The 14,515-nt window shown below is 70.2% G+C and carries 15 protein-coding genes; 10 read left to right on the forward strand and 5 right to left on the reverse strand.

Annotated elements, in window-relative coordinates; translation table 11 throughout:
* Positions 1-43 precede the first annotated feature (43 nt).
* The 5 genes from OHA05_RS34530 (at position 44) to OHA05_RS34550 (ending at position 3,031) form a co-directional block, all read left to right on the forward strand.
* Positions 44-454, forward strand: coding sequence for a Fur family transcriptional regulator (locus tag OHA05_RS34530; RefSeq protein WP_313942289.1), 411 nt, complete (start codon positions 44-46; stop codon positions 452-454).
* Between the two features lie 108 nt (positions 455-562).
* Positions 563-1,429, forward strand: coding sequence for a GNAT family N-acetyltransferase (locus OHA05_RS34535; RefSeq protein ID WP_328862749.1), 867 nt, complete (start codon positions 563-565; stop codon positions 1,427-1,429).
* A 107-nt stretch (positions 1,430-1,536) separates the two neighbouring features.
* Positions 1,537-2,001 carry a GNAT family N-acetyltransferase gene (locus OHA05_RS34540; protein ID WP_328862750.1) on the forward strand — a complete coding sequence of 155 codons (465 nt, stop codon included), beginning with the start codon at positions 1,537-1,539 and terminating at the stop codon, positions 1,999-2,001.
* Between the two features lie 113 nt (positions 2,002-2,114).
* Entirely contained in the window at positions 2,115-2,486 is a 372-nt protein-coding gene (locus OHA05_RS34545) for a VOC family protein (protein ID WP_327677111.1), read from the forward strand.
* 218 nt (positions 2,487-2,704) lie between these two features.
* Positions 2,705-3,031, forward strand: a complete 327-nt coding sequence (locus OHA05_RS34550; RefSeq protein WP_313942285.1) for a GYD domain-containing protein — start codon at positions 2,705-2,707, stop codon at positions 3,029-3,031.
* A gap of 18 nt (positions 3,032-3,049) precedes the next feature.
* On the opposite strand, the gene OHA05_RS34555 is transcribed toward OHA05_RS34550, so the two are convergent.
* Complete coding sequence (locus OHA05_RS34555) at positions 3,050-3,706, reverse strand: maleylpyruvate isomerase N-terminal domain-containing protein (RefSeq protein WP_328862751.1); 657 nt, start codon at positions 3,704-3,706, stop codon at positions 3,050-3,052.
* Between the two features lie 287 nt (positions 3,707-3,993).
* On the opposite strand from OHA05_RS34555, the gene OHA05_RS34560 reads away from it, so the two are divergent.
* The 4 genes from OHA05_RS34560 (at position 3,994) to OHA05_RS34575 (ending at position 8,406) form a co-directional block, all read left to right on the forward strand.
* Positions 3,994-5,457, forward strand: a complete 1,464-nt coding sequence (locus OHA05_RS34560) for an MFS transporter (protein WP_328862752.1) — start codon at positions 3,994-3,996, stop codon at positions 5,455-5,457.
* Between the two features lie 187 nt (positions 5,458-5,644).
* The gene (locus tag OHA05_RS34565; protein ID WP_328862753.1) at positions 5,645-6,118 is read left to right on the forward strand and encodes a carboxymuconolactone decarboxylase family protein; all 474 of its coding nucleotides are present in this window, start codon (positions 5,645-5,647) and stop codon (positions 6,116-6,118) included.
* Between the two features lie 35 nt (positions 6,119-6,153).
* Positions 6,154-7,077, forward strand: a complete 924-nt coding sequence (locus OHA05_RS34570) for an RNA polymerase sigma-70 factor (protein WP_313942281.1) — start codon at positions 6,154-6,156, stop codon at positions 7,075-7,077.
* 369 nt (positions 7,078-7,446) lie between these two features.
* Complete coding sequence (locus tag OHA05_RS34575; RefSeq protein WP_328862754.1) at positions 7,447-8,406, forward strand: aldo/keto reductase; 960 nt, start codon at positions 7,447-7,449, stop codon at positions 8,404-8,406.
* Between the two features lie 131 nt (positions 8,407-8,537).
* On the opposite strand, the gene OHA05_RS34580 is transcribed toward OHA05_RS34575, so the two are convergent.
* Complete coding sequence (locus OHA05_RS34580) at positions 8,538-9,716, reverse strand: aminotransferase class V-fold PLP-dependent enzyme (protein WP_328862755.1); 1,179 nt, start codon at positions 9,714-9,716, stop codon at positions 8,538-8,540.
* A gap of 160 nt (positions 9,717-9,876) precedes the next feature.
* On the opposite strand from OHA05_RS34580, the gene OHA05_RS34585 reads away from it, so the two are divergent.
* A complete protein-coding gene (locus OHA05_RS34585) occupies positions 9,877-10,515 on the forward strand; it encodes a TMEM175 family protein (protein ID WP_328862756.1) in 639 nt (212 codons plus the stop codon).
* A 61-nt stretch (positions 10,516-10,576) separates the two neighbouring features.
* On the opposite strand, the gene OHA05_RS34590 is transcribed toward OHA05_RS34585, so the two are convergent.
* From OHA05_RS34590 to OHA05_RS34600, 3 genes are read right to left on the reverse strand one after another with little or no spacing between them, the layout of a single operon-like run.
* On the reverse strand, positions 10,577-12,643 hold the full coding sequence (locus OHA05_RS34590; RefSeq protein ID WP_328862757.1) for an iron ABC transporter permease: 2,067 nt from the start codon (positions 12,641-12,643) through the stop codon (positions 10,577-10,579).
* A gap of 4 nt (positions 12,644-12,647) precedes the next feature.
* A complete protein-coding gene (locus tag OHA05_RS34595) occupies positions 12,648-13,628 on the reverse strand; it encodes an iron-siderophore ABC transporter substrate-binding protein (protein ID WP_328862758.1) in 981 nt (326 codons plus the stop codon).
* Positions 13,625-14,485, reverse strand: coding sequence for an ABC transporter ATP-binding protein (locus OHA05_RS34600; RefSeq protein ID WP_328862759.1), 861 nt, complete (start codon positions 14,483-14,485; stop codon positions 13,625-13,627). Before OHA05_RS34600 ends, OHA05_RS34595 begins: the two co-directional genes overlap by 4 nt.
* Positions 14,486-14,515: the final 30 nt, after the last annotated feature.

Genomic DNA, 14,515 nt, shown 5'->3' on the forward strand with positions numbered 1-14,515 from the left:
GTAGCCTTCGGGTATCCCGCCGCATCTGAATAGGTGAACCGATATGAGTGACCTGCTGGAGCGACTACGAGGGCGTGGCTGGCGGATGACCTCCCAGCGGCGTGTCGTTGCGGAGGTCCTGGCCGGTGACCACGTGCATCTCACGGCAGACGAGGTGCACGCTCTCGCCGTGCAGCGGCTGCCCGAGATCTCCCGGGCGACCGTCTACAACGCCCTGGGCGAACTGGTCCTGCTCGGAGAGGTCATAGAGGTCTCCACGGACGGCCGCGCCAAGCGCTACGACCCGAACGCGCACCACCCGCACCAGCACTTGGTGTGCTCGCAGTGCGGCACCGTCCGCGACGTCCACCCGACGGGCAATCCGCTCGCCGACCTCCCGGCGGACGAACGGTTCGGCTTCACCGTGTCCCAGGTCGAGGTCACCTACCGCGGACTGTGCCCGACCTGCGCCTGAGGGACAGCTCCTGGGGCCGTCGTCGGGATCCTGCCGAGCCCCTGAACCGCACCGCGCCGCTCGGAAACCAGGTGCGGCCGGTCGGTGCGCCGGTGTCTGCTCGGGTCCATGGCGATGAGGTTGGGCAAGCCGGGAGCCGACGGGATGGGCGAGGTCGTGGACGTGCTGCGGGAGTGGCAGTCCGAGGGGGCTCCGATGCAGCTGCATCCGGGGGACCTGGGCTGGTTCTGGCGGTGGGGCGCGGAAGTGACAGCGGCGGCGGTCAGGACGTGGACCACGGACGGACGGATCCTCGCCGTCGGGCTGCTGGACGGTCCTGAGCTGTTGCGGCTGACGATGGCGCCGGACGCGCTGCGGGACGAGGAATTGGCGCGGCGCTTGGTCGAGGACGTGACCGAGCCCGAGCGCGATGTACTGCCTGCGGGGAGGGTGAACGTCGAGGCGCCGGTGGGTGCCTTGGTCCAGGATCTCCTGTGCGAGCGCGGCTGGAGGGCCGACGAGCCGTGGACGCCGTTGCGCCGCGACCTCACGGAGCCGGTGAAGGACCCTGGCGTGCGAATCGAGGCGGTCGGGCCTGAGCAGGCGCACGTGTTTGCCGCCGTGGTCCGGGGAGCCTTCGAGGGCTCGACGTTCACCGAGGAGCGCCGGCACGCGATGGCGGCCGGACTGCCGTACGCCGATGCCCGGTGCCTGGTCGCCTACGACGAGCGGGGCAACGCCGTGGCGGCGGTGACGGTGTGGTCGGCCGGCCCCGGCAGGCCCGGATTGCTCGAACCGATGGGCGTGCACCGGGAACACAGCCGCCAGGGCTACGGCCACGCGATCACCCTCGCCGCGGCGGCCGCACTCCAGGAACTGGGTTCGTCGAGCGCGCTCGTCTGCACCCCGAGCTCCAATGCCGCCGCCGTCGCCACGTACAGGAGGGCCGGCTTCCGGCAACGGCCCGAGGTGCGGGACCGATACCGGGACGCCTAGGTCCTGCCCGACCGCTCGCGGGACCAGGACTCACCTCGTTCTGGCCTGCATGAAGCGGATACGCCTGAGGCAGAAGGGAGGCGCTCGCCACCACTTAGGGTTCCTGTATGACGACCACACTCGGCCTGCGGGAGATCACCCCCGCCAACGTCGACGCCGCGATCGGCCTGCGGGTCCGCCCGGATCAGGAGCACTTGGTCGCGCCGGTCGTGAAATCTCTGGCCGAGGCGTATGCCTACGGGCCGACAGCGTGGCCCCGCCTGATCGTTGACGGTGACATTCCCGTCGGATTTCTCATGGCCTTCCTCGACCTGGACTGGAGCGGCGACGGCACGGACATCCGTTCCGGCCTCTGGCGGCTCAACATCGCAGCCGGTCAGCAGGGGCGGGGATGCGGACGCTTCGCGGTCGAGTCGGTCGCCGCCGAGATCCGTCGTCGCGGCGGAACCCGCCTGACCACCACCTGGCATCCGGGTGCGGGTGGCCCCGAGGGCTTCTACCTCGGGCTGGGGTTCCGGCTGACGGGTGAGACCAGCGGGGGCCAAACAGTGGGTGAGCTGGACCTGCGCTAGGACTCGGCCCCGTCGGACAGTGTCCGGGCAACTGCCGAGATCTCCACGGCCGGTGGCCCTGCGGCCCTGCTCCTGAGGCCCTGTCCGGGTGATCGCCGGGCACACTGGGCGACATGCCTGTTTCGCTGCATCACATCGTCATCGACGCCCACGACCTGCCTGCCCTCGCCCGGTTCTGGGCCGAGGTGCTGCGCTGGCGGATCCTGTCCGAGCGGGAGCGGGAGGTGGTCATCGGGCCGGACGAGACCGCGCCCGTGGGCATCTGCTTCATGCCGGTGACGGACCGAAAGGTCGTCAAGAACCGCCTGCACCTCGACCTGACCTCCGCAGCGGAGGACCGGGAGGCCGAGATCGAGCGCATCCTCGCACTCGGTGCCCGCCGGGCCGATGTAGGGCAGAGCGGCAGTGAGTCGTGGACGGTGCTGGCCGATCCGGAGGGGAACGAATTCTGTGTGGTCCGTCCGAAGGAGACTCTCATCGGCTAACCAGTGCGGTCCGGACGACTGCGAGATGGCGCGGCCACTGCAGGGCTGAGCCGGGAGTACGTACGGCGGGGCTGAGGGTGCGGCCGCGCGCGCCGGTCCGCCCCTCGGCCGCGAAGCCGAGCACGCAGTGCCTCAGCCTTCCTCAGGATTCTGCCGATGAGAGTGCGACGCTTGATGGCAACACGTGTGAAATCGGCGCATAAGAGGGAGAAACGCGCATGCCGCTCTATCTGTCGAGGTTCAGCTACACACCGGACACCTGGGCCAGGATGATCGGCAACCCGGAGGACCGCAGAAGAGCCGCTCGGACGTACATCGAGTCGGTCGGCGGAAAGCTCCACGGGTTCTGGTACGCCTTCGGCGAGCACGACGGCTACACCCTCTGGGAGGCCCCCGACAATGTGTCCATGGCCGCCGTCGCGCTGGCGATCACCGGAGGGGGCGCGCTCGGGTCGCTCGAAACGACAGTGCTCCTCACCGTCGACGAAACGATCGACGCCCTGCGCAAGGCCGAGGAGGTTCAGTACCGACGGCCTGGCGCATAGTCCCGCTCAGCCGGGGGATCAGCCGAGGACGAGCGGGAGTCTCGCGGTGAGACCGCCCAGTTCGGCCTTCTCCGCCCCGGTCGGGGCGCGCCGTCCCGTGCCGACGAGAAGCGCCTCCTTGTCGGAGAACGAGGCGGGGAAGGGCGTCCCTGCGATCTTCTCCAGCGTCGCGCGGGACAGGGCGAGCCCTTCCACAGGTGGTTCCGCCGCGTGCGGGAGGTGCGCCACCAGGTCGAGGTGGTGCAGCGTCCACTCCATGACGTACGCGGTGAGGTAGTCGCCCGCGGTGAGGACCTCGTCGCGGGTACGGACCCGACGTGCGGAGTCGGCGAGTTCGGCGGCGCGGCCGGCGGCGGAGCCGACGTCGTCGAGGTGGAATTGGAGTAGGTGAGGTTCTCCGTACGCGGCGGCCAGCCGGACCGTCAGCGCGTCGAGCGGATCGTCGCCGGTCGGCGGCGTATCGGTGACCTCCCAATAGGTCACCGCGTCGCGGGTCGGTTCCGTGTCGGCGGGGGTCGCGAGGGTGATCAGAACGTCCTGAGCATCGATGACCAGATGGCACACCAGGTCCCGCACGAGCCAGCCGGCACAGCCGGACGGCTGTCCGAAGTCCTTGTCCGCGAGTGCGGCGACCGCCGCGCGCAATGCCGTCCACGAGCGTGAGAAGAGATCCACATCGGCACGGTAGTGCGGTGCCGCAGTGGCGGACAAGCATGCGTCGGGGCCGTCGGATCGCGCCGGAGGCGGAGGGGGACAAGGCCTCCGCGACGCCACCCAGGCCGGTGGGGAGGGCATCCTGAGCGCCGTGTGACGCGCGTGGGTCGTTGACCGGATTGGTGAGGGCGCGCTGTATAGGGTCTGGGCAACCGTCCTCCTCGGCAAGGCCGCCCCGCCCCGCATACGACGGGACTTTGCGGCAGGCCGTGAGCGCAGACATGACTTCGATCATCAGGAGTGCTGCCGTGCCATCCAGAGAGACGTCATCTGCGCCCGGCGGGCTCGGCCGTAACCGTGAGACCGCGATGCTCGCGCTGCTGTCCTTCGCCATGCTCATCGTCTCGCTCGACCAGTACATCGTGGTCGTGGCACTTCCCGACATCGCCCGCGACCTCGGCTACTCCGCGCAGACTCTTCAGTCGGTCATCAGCGCCTACGCGGTCGCCTCGGCCGGGTTCCTCCTGTTCGGCGGACGTGCCGCCGACCTGCTCGGGCGACGGCGCGTCCTTGTCACCGGCCTCGCGCTGTATGCCGGAGCCGCCCTCGTGGGAGGACTCGCCACCGGGCCCGGAACGCTTCTCGCCGCCCGCGCGATTCAGGGGCTCGGCGGGGCGCTGGTCTTTCCCACCACCCTGGCGCTCATCAACACCACCTTCGCCGAAGGCCGGGCCCGCAACCGCGCGTTGGGGATCTGGGGAGGGTCGGGCGCGGCAGGGCTCGTCATCGGTGTGCTGCTCGGCGGGATTCTGACGCAGGCGTTCGGCTGGGAAGCGGTCTTCTTCGTCAACGTCGCCCTGGCAGGGCCCGCGCTGGTGCTCGCCCTTGTCGTCATTCCCCGGGACGGAGAACGCGAAAGGGGGCGCAAGTTCGACCTGCCGGGCGCGCTCAGCGTCACCTTCGGGGTCACGCTCATCGTGTTCGCCCTCGTTCAGGGCCCCGGACTGGGATGGCTGTCGCCGGGCATCGTGCTCAGTGCGGTGGCGGGCATCCTGCTGCTCGGAGCGTTCTTCGTCATCGAGCGGCGCAGCAACGACCCGCTGATGCCGACCGAGTTGCTCTCCAACCGCAACCTCATCACCGGTGTGTTCATCGCCTTCATGTTCATGGCGACCTTCGGCTCCGTGCTCTACTTCCTGTCCATCTACTTCCAGGAGATTCTGGGCTACGACCCGTTGCAGACCGGTGCCGGCTTCCTCATCCCCACGGCTGTGGTCGTGGCCGGTTCGACCTTCGCCGGCCATCTCGTGACGCGGTTCGGTCTCCGGCGCACGCTGGCCGCGGCTCACATCATCGGCGCGCTCGGCGCGGTCGGCCTCGGCCTGGCGATCTCGCCGGACGGTACCTACGTCGGACTCATCCCCGGCCTCGTGGCGCTCAGCATCGGCGACGGAGTGGTCTTCACCGGCATGTTCATCGCCGCCGCCACCGGAATCCCCGACCGGCAACAAGGCATCGCCTCCGGCATCGCATCCACCGGCTCGGGAGCGGGCGCCGCTGTCGGCCTCGCCATCCTCGTCCTGGTGGCGACCGCGGGCCTGGACGGCCTCTCCGGTGAAGAGCTCCACGTCGCCACCGCCGAGGGAATCAGAACCGCGCTCTTCGCCGCCGCGGGCGGCATCGTGCTGACCTTCCTCGTCACCCTGCGCCGCTGCCCGACACCGCCCGAGCGGGGGCTCACTCCTGTGCCGTACCAGACCCGTCGCTGCTGACCGCGCGCCGGCGAGCACATCGTCCTGGCGAACGACCCCATGGTGCGGCGCCACGTCCACGGTCGCCGAGCACAGCGGCGAACGAGAGGTGAGTGCGGGAGACGCAGGTCACATTCGCCCATGTCACACGGCGTCCTGCTACCTCGTCTCAGGTGTGTACCCACTGACGACCACAGAGGAGCCCACCATGGAAGCGCGACTGAACTATTTCGCCAGCCCCACCGCCGGCAAGGTCATCAAGTACGTCATGTCGGCGGGCAAGACGCTCAAGGACGGGCCGGTTCCGGCCGCGACGCAGGAGCTGGTAGCCCTGCGCGTGAGCCAGATCAACGGCTGCGCCGTCTGCGTCGACATGCACACCAAGGACGCCGCCGCGGCCGGTGAGACCGCGGTGCGGCTGAATCTGGTCGCGGCCTGGCGGGAGGCCACCGTCTTCACCGAGGCCGAGCGGGCCGCGCTGGCACTGGCCGAGCAGGGGACCCGGGTTGCCGAAGGGGCCGGTGGAGTCAGCGACGAGGTGTGGGCGTACGCCGCGAAGCACTACGACGAGGAGCAGCTCACGGCCCTGGTGATCCTGGTTTCCTTCATGAACATGGTGAACAGGCTGAACATCGTCACACAGCAGCCGGCCGGCAGCTACGAGCCCGGACAGTTCCACTGAACGAGATCAGCACCTGATGTGAGGGAGGGGCCGGCGTGAGCAAGGTCGAGGAGTTCGAGGAGCTGCGGCCACTGCTGTTCTCGATCGCCTACCGGATTCTGGGCAGCGTGAGTGAGGCCGAGGACGCGGTGCAGGAGACATGGCTGCGGTTCGACGGCTCGTCGACCCGACCCACGTCGACCAAGGCCTTTCTGTCCGCAGCGGTGACGCGGATCGCCATCGACGTGCTGCGTTCCGCGCGGGTGCGGCGGGAGGAGTACGTGGGCCCGTGGTTCCCCGAGCCGTTGCTCAGCGATCCGTACGAGGACCCGGCGCGGGCGGTGGAGCTGGCCGACTCGGTGTCGATGGCCGCGCTGCTGCTGCTGGAGCGGCTCAGCCCGCTGGAGCGGGCGGTGTTCGTGCTGCGCGAGGTGTTCGCCTTCGGGTTCGACGATGTCGCCGCGGCGGTGGGGCGCTCGGAAGCGGCATGCCGGCAGCTGCTGGTGCGGGCGCGACGGCACATGGACGCCGGGCGGCCGCGGTTCGCGGCTGACGGGCAGGAACAGCGAGAACTGGCGACGCGGTTCTTCGAGGCGCTGAAGGACGGCGATGTGGAGGGACTGCAGGATCTGCTGGCGGCCGATGTGCAACTGGTCGGGGACGGCGGAGGCAAGGCCCCGCAGCTGGCCAGGGCCGTCACGGGCGCGGAGAAGGTGGCCCGGTTGCTCGCCACGTTCATCCTCCGGCTGGTCCGGCTCGATGTGTCCTTCGAGCCGCATCAGATCAACGGCCGGCCCGGGGCGGTCTTCCGGGACCGGGACGGAAAGGTGCTCCACATTCTGGCCCTGGACGTGCTCGACGGGCGGATCCAGACCATCCGCGGGGTGATCAACCCCGACAAGCTCGGCCACATCGGGCCGGTCGCCGACGCCTGGGCCATCGACCGTGAGGTGAGGCAGGTCCGTCGGCGGATGAACTGACCGTGGCATGAAGCGGTCCGGCCCTGCCGTCCGGCGTCCGCACCCGCCTGACGGGCCGTCGCATACGTACGGTCCCAGCCGCGGTCAGTCGTCTTCGGGCTCGGGCTCGAACGTGAAACAGATGGTCGGCGTGCGGGGCTCGGCCTCGTCGTACGCGTCATCCCACGCCACCCCTGCGCACGCCGCTCATGACGACGCCCGGTGGGACCGCCGCGCATCCGGAAGGGTTCTTCAGCCGGTCACGCGGCGAGGTGCCGGAGCCGGTCTGCCGACGCGACACAGGGCGCCGGGCGGCCGTGCCCAGGTCAGGACGCGCAACGCGTGAATTCCGCGTGGTCTCTCACCAGGGTCCGGTCGTAGGGTGGCGCCGTGACGACGACGGCGGAACAGACACAGCCCGGCCGGCTCCTCTATGGATGCATGGGACTCGGCGGCAGCTGGGACCACGAGCCCTACACCTCGAAGGACATCGCGGTCGCGGAAGCTGCCGTGGAGGCGGCCCTCGACAGTGGCATCAACACCTTCGACCACGCCGACATCTACCGGAACGGCAAAGCCGAAGCGGTGTTCGGCGAGATCCTCGCCCGCGCACCGGAACTGCGGGAGCGCATCGTCGTGCAGACCAAGTGCGGCATCCGCCTCGCGGACGGGGACCACCCGGGGATCTACGACCTGCGCGGCACCACCATCGTGGAGCGCGTGGAGGAGAGTCTCGCCCGGCTGCGTACCGACGTCCTCGATGTCCTGCTCCTGCACCGGCCGGACCCGCTGGCGGATCCCGACGATGTCGCCGAGGCACTGACGTCACTGCACCGGCAGGGACTCGTGCGGCGTTTCGGCGTCTCGAACATGAGCGCGGCACAGATCGCGCATCTTCAGGCGGCGCTGGAGCTGCCACTGGTCGCCAACCAGCTGGAGATGAGCCTTCAGCAGCGGGACTGGGTCGAGGCCAGCGTCGTGGTGAACACACCGCAGGCGGCGGCCGTCGGTTTCCCCCTGGGCACGCTCGAGTACTGCAGCGCCAACGGAGTGCAGGTCCAGGCATGGGGCGCCCTCGCCCAAGGCCGTTACACCGGCCGTCAGGAGACAGCGGACGAGCAGGCGACCGCGCGGCTCGTCGAGGCGTTGGCCAAGGAGAAGGACACGAGCCCCGAAACGATCCTGCTGTGGTGGCTGCAACGACACCCCGCCGGCATCGCACCGGTCATCGGCACCGCCCGCCCCGAACGCATCCGCGCCTGCCGGGATGCCGCGACGGGGGAGCCGCGGCTCAGCCACGAGGAGTGGTACGACCTGTGGATCACGGCCCGCGGAGCGGCGCTGCCGTAGACCCTCGGGCGGCCCGGGCCAAGCCGCGGGCAGAGTCCTGCCCTGCACGGCCCGGGCCAAGCCGTAGGCGGAGTCCTGCCCTGCACGGCCCGGGCCAAGCCGCGGGCCGAGTCCCGCCCTACGCCGCCCGGTCATGCCGTGCGTGCGGCCTCCGCGACGACCTCGACGGTCCGTTCGAGTTCGGCCTCGGTGTTGTAGTAGTGCGGCGACAGCCGCACCAGCGGGTGAACTCCCCTGTTCAGCGTGTCGAACTGGGTGTGCTCGGCGACCGTGGTCGACACATTGACGTGATGGCGCGCGAGGACGGCCGCGAGGTCATGGGTGTTCAGTCCGTCGACCTTCGCGGTCACGATGGCGCAGCGGTCGCGGCCGAGGTCGTACGTCGTGACGCCGGGCAGCGCGTCGAGGCGGTCGCGCAGCTGCGCGCCGAGCGCGATGCTCCGGCGGCCGATCCGGTCCATACCCAGTTCGAGGGCCTGGACCACGGCGGCGTCCAGGCCCAGGACATTGGCGTAGCTCATCTCCCAGGAGGCGAAGCGCCGTGCGCCCTGGTGCCAGATGAAGCCGTTGCCGCCGTCCCAGGTGGCGGCTTCGATGTCGTTGACGAACGGATCGAGGTGCTCGAGCATCTGCGTCCTGACCCAGAGGAACCCGGTGCCGCGCGGCCCTCGCAGGAACTTGCGGCCGGTCGCGGTCACCATGTCGCAGCCGAGGGCCTCGACGTCCACGGGGAACTGCCCGATGGACTGCGTGGCATCGAGGAGGAACGGCACCCCCGCCGCACGGGCGATCCGTCCGATCTCGCCCGCCGGGTTGATCAGGCCGCCGCTGGTGGGGACATGGCTGATGCCGATCAGCCGGGTGCGCTCGTCGATCAGACCCGCCAGGGCAGCGGCGTCGGTCTGCCCCGACGCGTCGTCCGGGACCACGACGATCTCCACGCCGGTGCGCCGGGCGGTCTGGAGGTAGGCCAGGACATTGCTCCCGTACTCGGCGCGGCCCGTGAGGATACGGTCGCCCGGCTGGAAGGTGAGCGAGTAGAACGCCGCGTTCCAGGCGTGGGTGGAGTTGTCGAAGATGGCCACCTCGTCGGCCCGTCCGCCGATCAGCTCGGCGATGTGCTCGTACGTGGCGTCGATCCGGCTCCGTTCCTGGCTGGCAGCCTCGTAGCCGCCGATGGACGCCTCCAGCTCCAGGTGCGCCGTCATCGCGTGCAGCGTCCGCCGGGACAGCAGCCCGGCTCCTGCGTTGTTGAGGTGCACGCGGTTGGCGCATCCGGGGGTGTCCTGGCGCAGTGCCTCGATGTCCACGTGAACGCTCCCTCATCGGTCGGATGCTGTGACCTCTACCCGTCAGGGACTCCGCATCCCGGGTTGCCGGGCGGCTCGATCCCACTGGTCCGTAGAGCGATCGGGGGAGGGCCCGGAGCGGTGACCGGCAACGGCGGCGCCACGTCCGTAGCGTGGCGGCGTGGCGCGGATCGATGAACCTGAGACAGCGGGCCTGGCGGGGGACCCGGGCCGGCTGCTGGCCCTGTCCGACGGCATCTTCGCCATCGCGATGACGTTGTTGGTGCTCGATGTCACCGTGCCGGACGATCTCGACGTACGCGCGTTCCGGGAGGCGTTGGACGATCTGTGGCCCAAGGTGGCGGCGTACGGCTTGAGCTTCACCATCCTGGCGGCGTTCTGGATGGACCACCGAAGGATCTTCCTGTGGGTGCGCCATGTCGATGACGCGGTTCTGAGGGTGTCGCTGTGCGGTCTCGGGGCGATCGCGCTGCTGCCCTTTCCCACGGCTCTGCTGGCGGAGTATCCGGGGCGTACGGTCTCCGTGGCGCTGTACGCGGGCACCATCGCCGTCACCGATCTGCTGCATCTCGCGCTGTTCGTCATCGTGTGGAAGCGTTCGCGGCTGCAGCACGAGCCCATCGGCGACCGTGTGGGCCGTGCCATGGTCGCCGACCTCATCACCTCGATCGTTGTCTTCGGGGCGTCGGTGGGCATTGCCTTCGCGTCCCCGCGCGCGGCGGTGTGGAGTTGGGCCGTGCTGCTGCCGGTCAAATTCGTGATGGGCCGGCGCGCCCGGGCAGGCATCCGGACGCCGTGAACCGCCTGGGGCGGCCTGCCGCGGCAGGCCGCCCCAGGCGGTTCGACTCGGGTACCGACCGCTATCGGCGGCTGCGCACGAGCAGGTGGAGGAAGTACGGCGTGCCGACCATCGCCGTCATGAGTCCGGCGCCCAGCTGGGCCGGGGCGATCACCGTACGGCCCAGAAGGTCCGCGACGCAGACGAGGGTGGCGCCGAGGATGACCGCGACCGGGATCACGCGGACATGGCGCCTTCCCACCAGGGCCCGGGCCGCATGCGGGGCCACCAGCCCCACGAATCCGATCCATCCCGCGGCGGAGACCGCGGTCGCGCTGAGGAGGACGCTCAGTACGAGGAAGCCCAGCCGCTCCCGGGGCAGACCGATGCCGAGGAGTCGCGGCGTGTGGTCGTCGAGCGAGACGAGGTCGAGTTCCGTGCGGCGTACGACCGCGATCGCCAGTCCCACGGTGAGTACCGCCGCGAGAGGCAGCACGTCCGGCACCGACCGTCCGTAGGTGGACCCCGAGAGCCAGGTGAGGGCCTTCGTCGCGTTGAACGGGTCGGTGAGAACGATGAGCAGGCTGATCACGGCGGCGGCCGCGGTGGCCATGCCGATGCCCACGAGGACGAGGCGGTTCTGCTGGAAACCGCCGCGTGCCGCGAGGCCGAAGACGACGGCGGCGGTGATCCCTGCCCCGGCGAGCGCGGCTCCCGCGATGCTCCACGACCCGGCCATGGGCACGGTGGTCACGAGAGCCACGGCGCCGAGGGCGGCCCCGCCGGAGACGCCGAGGACACCGGGCTCCGCGAGCGGATTGCGGGTCACGGCCTGCACCAGGGTTCCGGACAGGGCCAGTGCCGCGCCCGCCAGAAGTGCCGCGTAGACCCGGGGCGTCCGGGTGTCGAGGACGAAGGAGACGCTCTGACCGGCTCTGCCCTGCACCCAGTTGACGACATCGCCCAGCAGCAGCTTGCTGTCGCCGAGCAGCACGGCGGCGATCGTCACACCGACGAGCACCGTCGTCAGCACGGCCGTGGTGGTCAGGAAGGTCGCCCGGCTCTTGATGCGCAGCCGGTCGGGTGCTGCCGCCGCGGTGGTGTCCCGGAGCCGTGTCGCCATCACGACCAGGAACAGGGCGCCGACGAGGCTGGTGACGACGCCCGTCGGGACGGCGACCGCCGTGTCCGCGGGCACGAGTGCCCGCAGCAGCACATCCGATCCGAGTACCAGCGCGGCCCCGGCCAGGCCCGCGAGCGGCATGCTCGCACGGCCCCGGGCGAACGCGCGGAAGCGTCGTGCCAGGGGGCGGACGAGTGCGGGCGCGCACAGGCCGACGAAGCCGATCGGCCCGGCGAGCGTGACCGCGGCCGCGGAGAGCAGCGACGCGAGCACCACCACGGTGACGCGTGTCGACCGGACCCTGACGCCGAGGCCGCGCGCCGCGTCGTCGCCGAGTGCCAGGGCGTCGACCCGACGGGCGATCAGAAGTAGCCCGACGAGGCCGACAGCCGCGACGGGCGCCATCTGCAGTACGCCGTCGAACCCGTTCTGGCTGATGCTGCCCTGGTTCCACTGGTAGAGCCCCTCTGTCTGCTGGGGGAACAGCAGGAGGAGTCCCTCCGTGATGGAGGTGAGACCGAGGGCCAGGGCGGTGCCGGCGAGAACGAGCCGGACGGTGCCCGCGCCGAGGCCGGACAGACCGAGGACGATGCCCGCAGCCGCCAGGGCACCGACGAACGCGACACCGGTGGAGGCGAACAGGGGAAGGCTGACGCCGGTGACCGCCATCAGGCTCAGCGCGAGGTAGGAACCCGCGTTCACGGCCAGTGTGTCGGGTGAGGCGAGGACGTTGCGGCTGACCGCCTGCAGGGCGGCGCCCGCGATGCCGAGCACCGCTCCGACGAGCAGTCCGGCGACCATCCTCGGCAGCCGGGAGGCGATGACGACGGATGCGTCGCCCGCGCCCGCCCGGCCGGTGAGAGCCTTGAACACCGCGTCGGCGTCCGTCGCGGCGGTGCCCTGCGTGATGTCGATCGTCGCGAGAACCGCGAGCGTCAGGAGAAGTGCGGCGGTCACCGCTGCCGGGCCCGTCCGGGACGGGGCCGGCGACGAACGAGCCGCGGATTTCGTAGCGGTGACGGCCATGGTGCTACTTCTTCGTGAGCGCCTGGACGACCGCGTCGATGTATGCCTCCATCGACTCGGTGCCACCGAACATCCAGATGCCGTCGGGCAGCCGGTGCACGTCGCCGGCCTTCACGAACGGCAGCGACGTCCACACGGAGTTCTTGGCCAGGGCGCCGGTGAACGGCGTGCTGGACTTGTCGTCCTTGTTGGCGATGTAGGCGAACTGGACGTCGCCGAGCTTGGTGAGGCCCTCGACGTCGGTGGCGGCCAGACCGTAGCTCTCGTCGCCCTTGACGGTCCAGGCGTTCTTCAGGCCGACCTTCTCGTTGACGGCACCGAGGAGCGAGCCGCTGGTGTAGGGCCGGATGGAGACCTGGTTGGAGGTGACGTAGCCGTCCGCGAAGGCGAACCCGGTACCGGCGAGGCCGGCCTTGGCGAGCGCCTGCTTGCCCTCGGTGATCTTGGCCTCGAACTCCTGCTTGAGCTTCTCGGCCCGGGCCGTGGTACCGGTTGCCTTCGCGATGACGTCCAGGTTCGTCGTCATCCGGCCGATCGGGTCGGCAGCCTCGGCGGAGCGCACCTGAAGCACGGGCGCGACCTTGCGCAGCTGCTTGACGGCGGCCGCCGGCAGGTCGTGGGTGGCGACGATGAGGTCGGGCGACAGGGAGGCGACGGCGTCCATGCTCGGCTCGCCGCGCAGGCCGATGTCCTTGGGCTCGTTCTTCAGCGGAACGACGGTGTCCCAGGCCTTGTATCCCTTGACGTCCGCGACGCCGACGGGGTCGACCCCGAGGGATATCAGGTGCTCGACGACGTTCCACTCGGTGCCGACGACCTTCTTGGCGGGGCCGTCGAGCTGCACCTTGGCGCCGGAGGCGTCGGTGAGGGTGATGGGGGCAGCGGTCTTCTTCACGGCCTCCGCGGCGGGCTCGGTCGTTCCGCAGGCGGACAGGGCGAGGGCCGCTGCGGTGGTGGCCGCCACGGTGATGAGGATGCGTCTCATGAGGTGGTGCTGGGCCTTTCACTTCGTGTGTGGTGTCGGCCGATCGCGCGGGTGCGCAGCCGGCCCGTCAGGGGGTCGTGGGAGATCTCGATGCGGATGCCGTACGTGTCCGTCAGGCGCTCCGCGGTCAGGACGTCTTCAGGGCTTCCGTCGGCGATGATCCGGCCCGCTTTGAGGAGCATGATCCGGTCGGCGACGGCAGCGGCCTGGTCGAGGTCGTGCAGGACGACGCCGACGGCGATGCCGTGAATGTCCGTGAGGTCGCGGATGAGGTCGAGGAGTTCGACCTGGTAGCGAAGGTCGAGGTAGGTCGTGGGCTCGTCGAGGAGCAGCACGCCCGTCTCCTGCGCGAGGCAGCCGGCGAGCCACACGCGCTGCAACTGCCCGCCGGAGAGGTTCTCGGCGCCGCGGTCGGCGAGTTCGGTGACGCCGGTCAGGGCGAGTGCCCGGTCCACGGCGGCACGTCCGTCGGGGTCCGCACCGCCCCAGCGTCCGCGATGCGGGTAGCGGCCGAACTCGACGAGGTCGCGCACGGTGAGCCCGCTGGGAGTGGGGCGGCCCTGCGTCAGGAGGGCTACGCGGCGCGAGAACTCACGTGGGCTCAGCGCGAAGCCGTCGGTGCCGCCGTCGATGGTGAGCGTGGCGGTCCGCGGCTTCTGAAGGCGGGCCAGCGTGCGCAGGAGTGTCGACTTCCCGCTGCCGTTGGGTCCCACCAGGGCGGCCACTTCGCCGGCCCGCAGGGTCACGGACGCGTCGTGCACGACGTCGTCGCCGTCGTACGCGACGGTCACACCTGTGGCCGACAGGGCATGGAGGGAGACCCTCGTGGCCGCTGAAGTTTCCTCATCAACTTTCACGAGGCGAAGGTTAGCCTAGCCTAAGTGGTG

It is taken from the genome of Streptomyces sp. NBC_00306 (assembly GCF_036169555.1).
Taxonomy (GTDB): Bacteria; Actinomycetota; Actinomycetes; order Streptomycetales; family Streptomycetaceae; genus Streptomyces; species Streptomyces achmelvichensis.

Excerpts from the sequence above, each read along its gene's own strand:
- OHA05_RS34595 (WP_328862758.1), bottom strand. The coding sequence starts at position 13,628 with ATGAGACGCATCCTCATCACCGTGGCGGCCACCACCGCAGCGGCCCTC.
- OHA05_RS34540 (WP_328862750.1), top strand. The coding sequence starts at position 1,537 with ATGACGACCACACTCGGCCTGCGGGAGATCACCCCCGCCAACGTCGAC.
- OHA05_RS34535 (WP_328862749.1), top strand. The coding sequence starts at position 563 with ATGGCGATGAGGTTGGGCAAGCCGGGAGCCGACGGGATGGGCGAGGTC.
- OHA05_RS34545 (WP_327677111.1), top strand. The coding sequence starts at position 2,115 with ATGCCTGTTTCGCTGCATCACATCGTCATCGACGCCCACGACCTGCCT.
- OHA05_RS34565 (WP_328862753.1), top strand. The coding sequence starts at position 5,645 with ATGGAAGCGCGACTGAACTATTTCGCCAGCCCCACCGCCGGCAAGGTC.
- OHA05_RS34550 (WP_313942285.1), top strand. The coding sequence starts at position 2,705 with ATGCCGCTCTATCTGTCGAGGTTCAGCTACACACCGGACACCTGGGCC.
- OHA05_RS34530 (WP_313942289.1), top strand. The coding sequence starts at position 44 with ATGAGTGACCTGCTGGAGCGACTACGAGGGCGTGGCTGGCGGATGACC.
- OHA05_RS34590 (WP_328862757.1), bottom strand. The coding sequence starts at position 12,643 with ATGGCCGTCACCGCTACGAAATCCGCGGCTCGTTCGTCGCCGGCCCCG.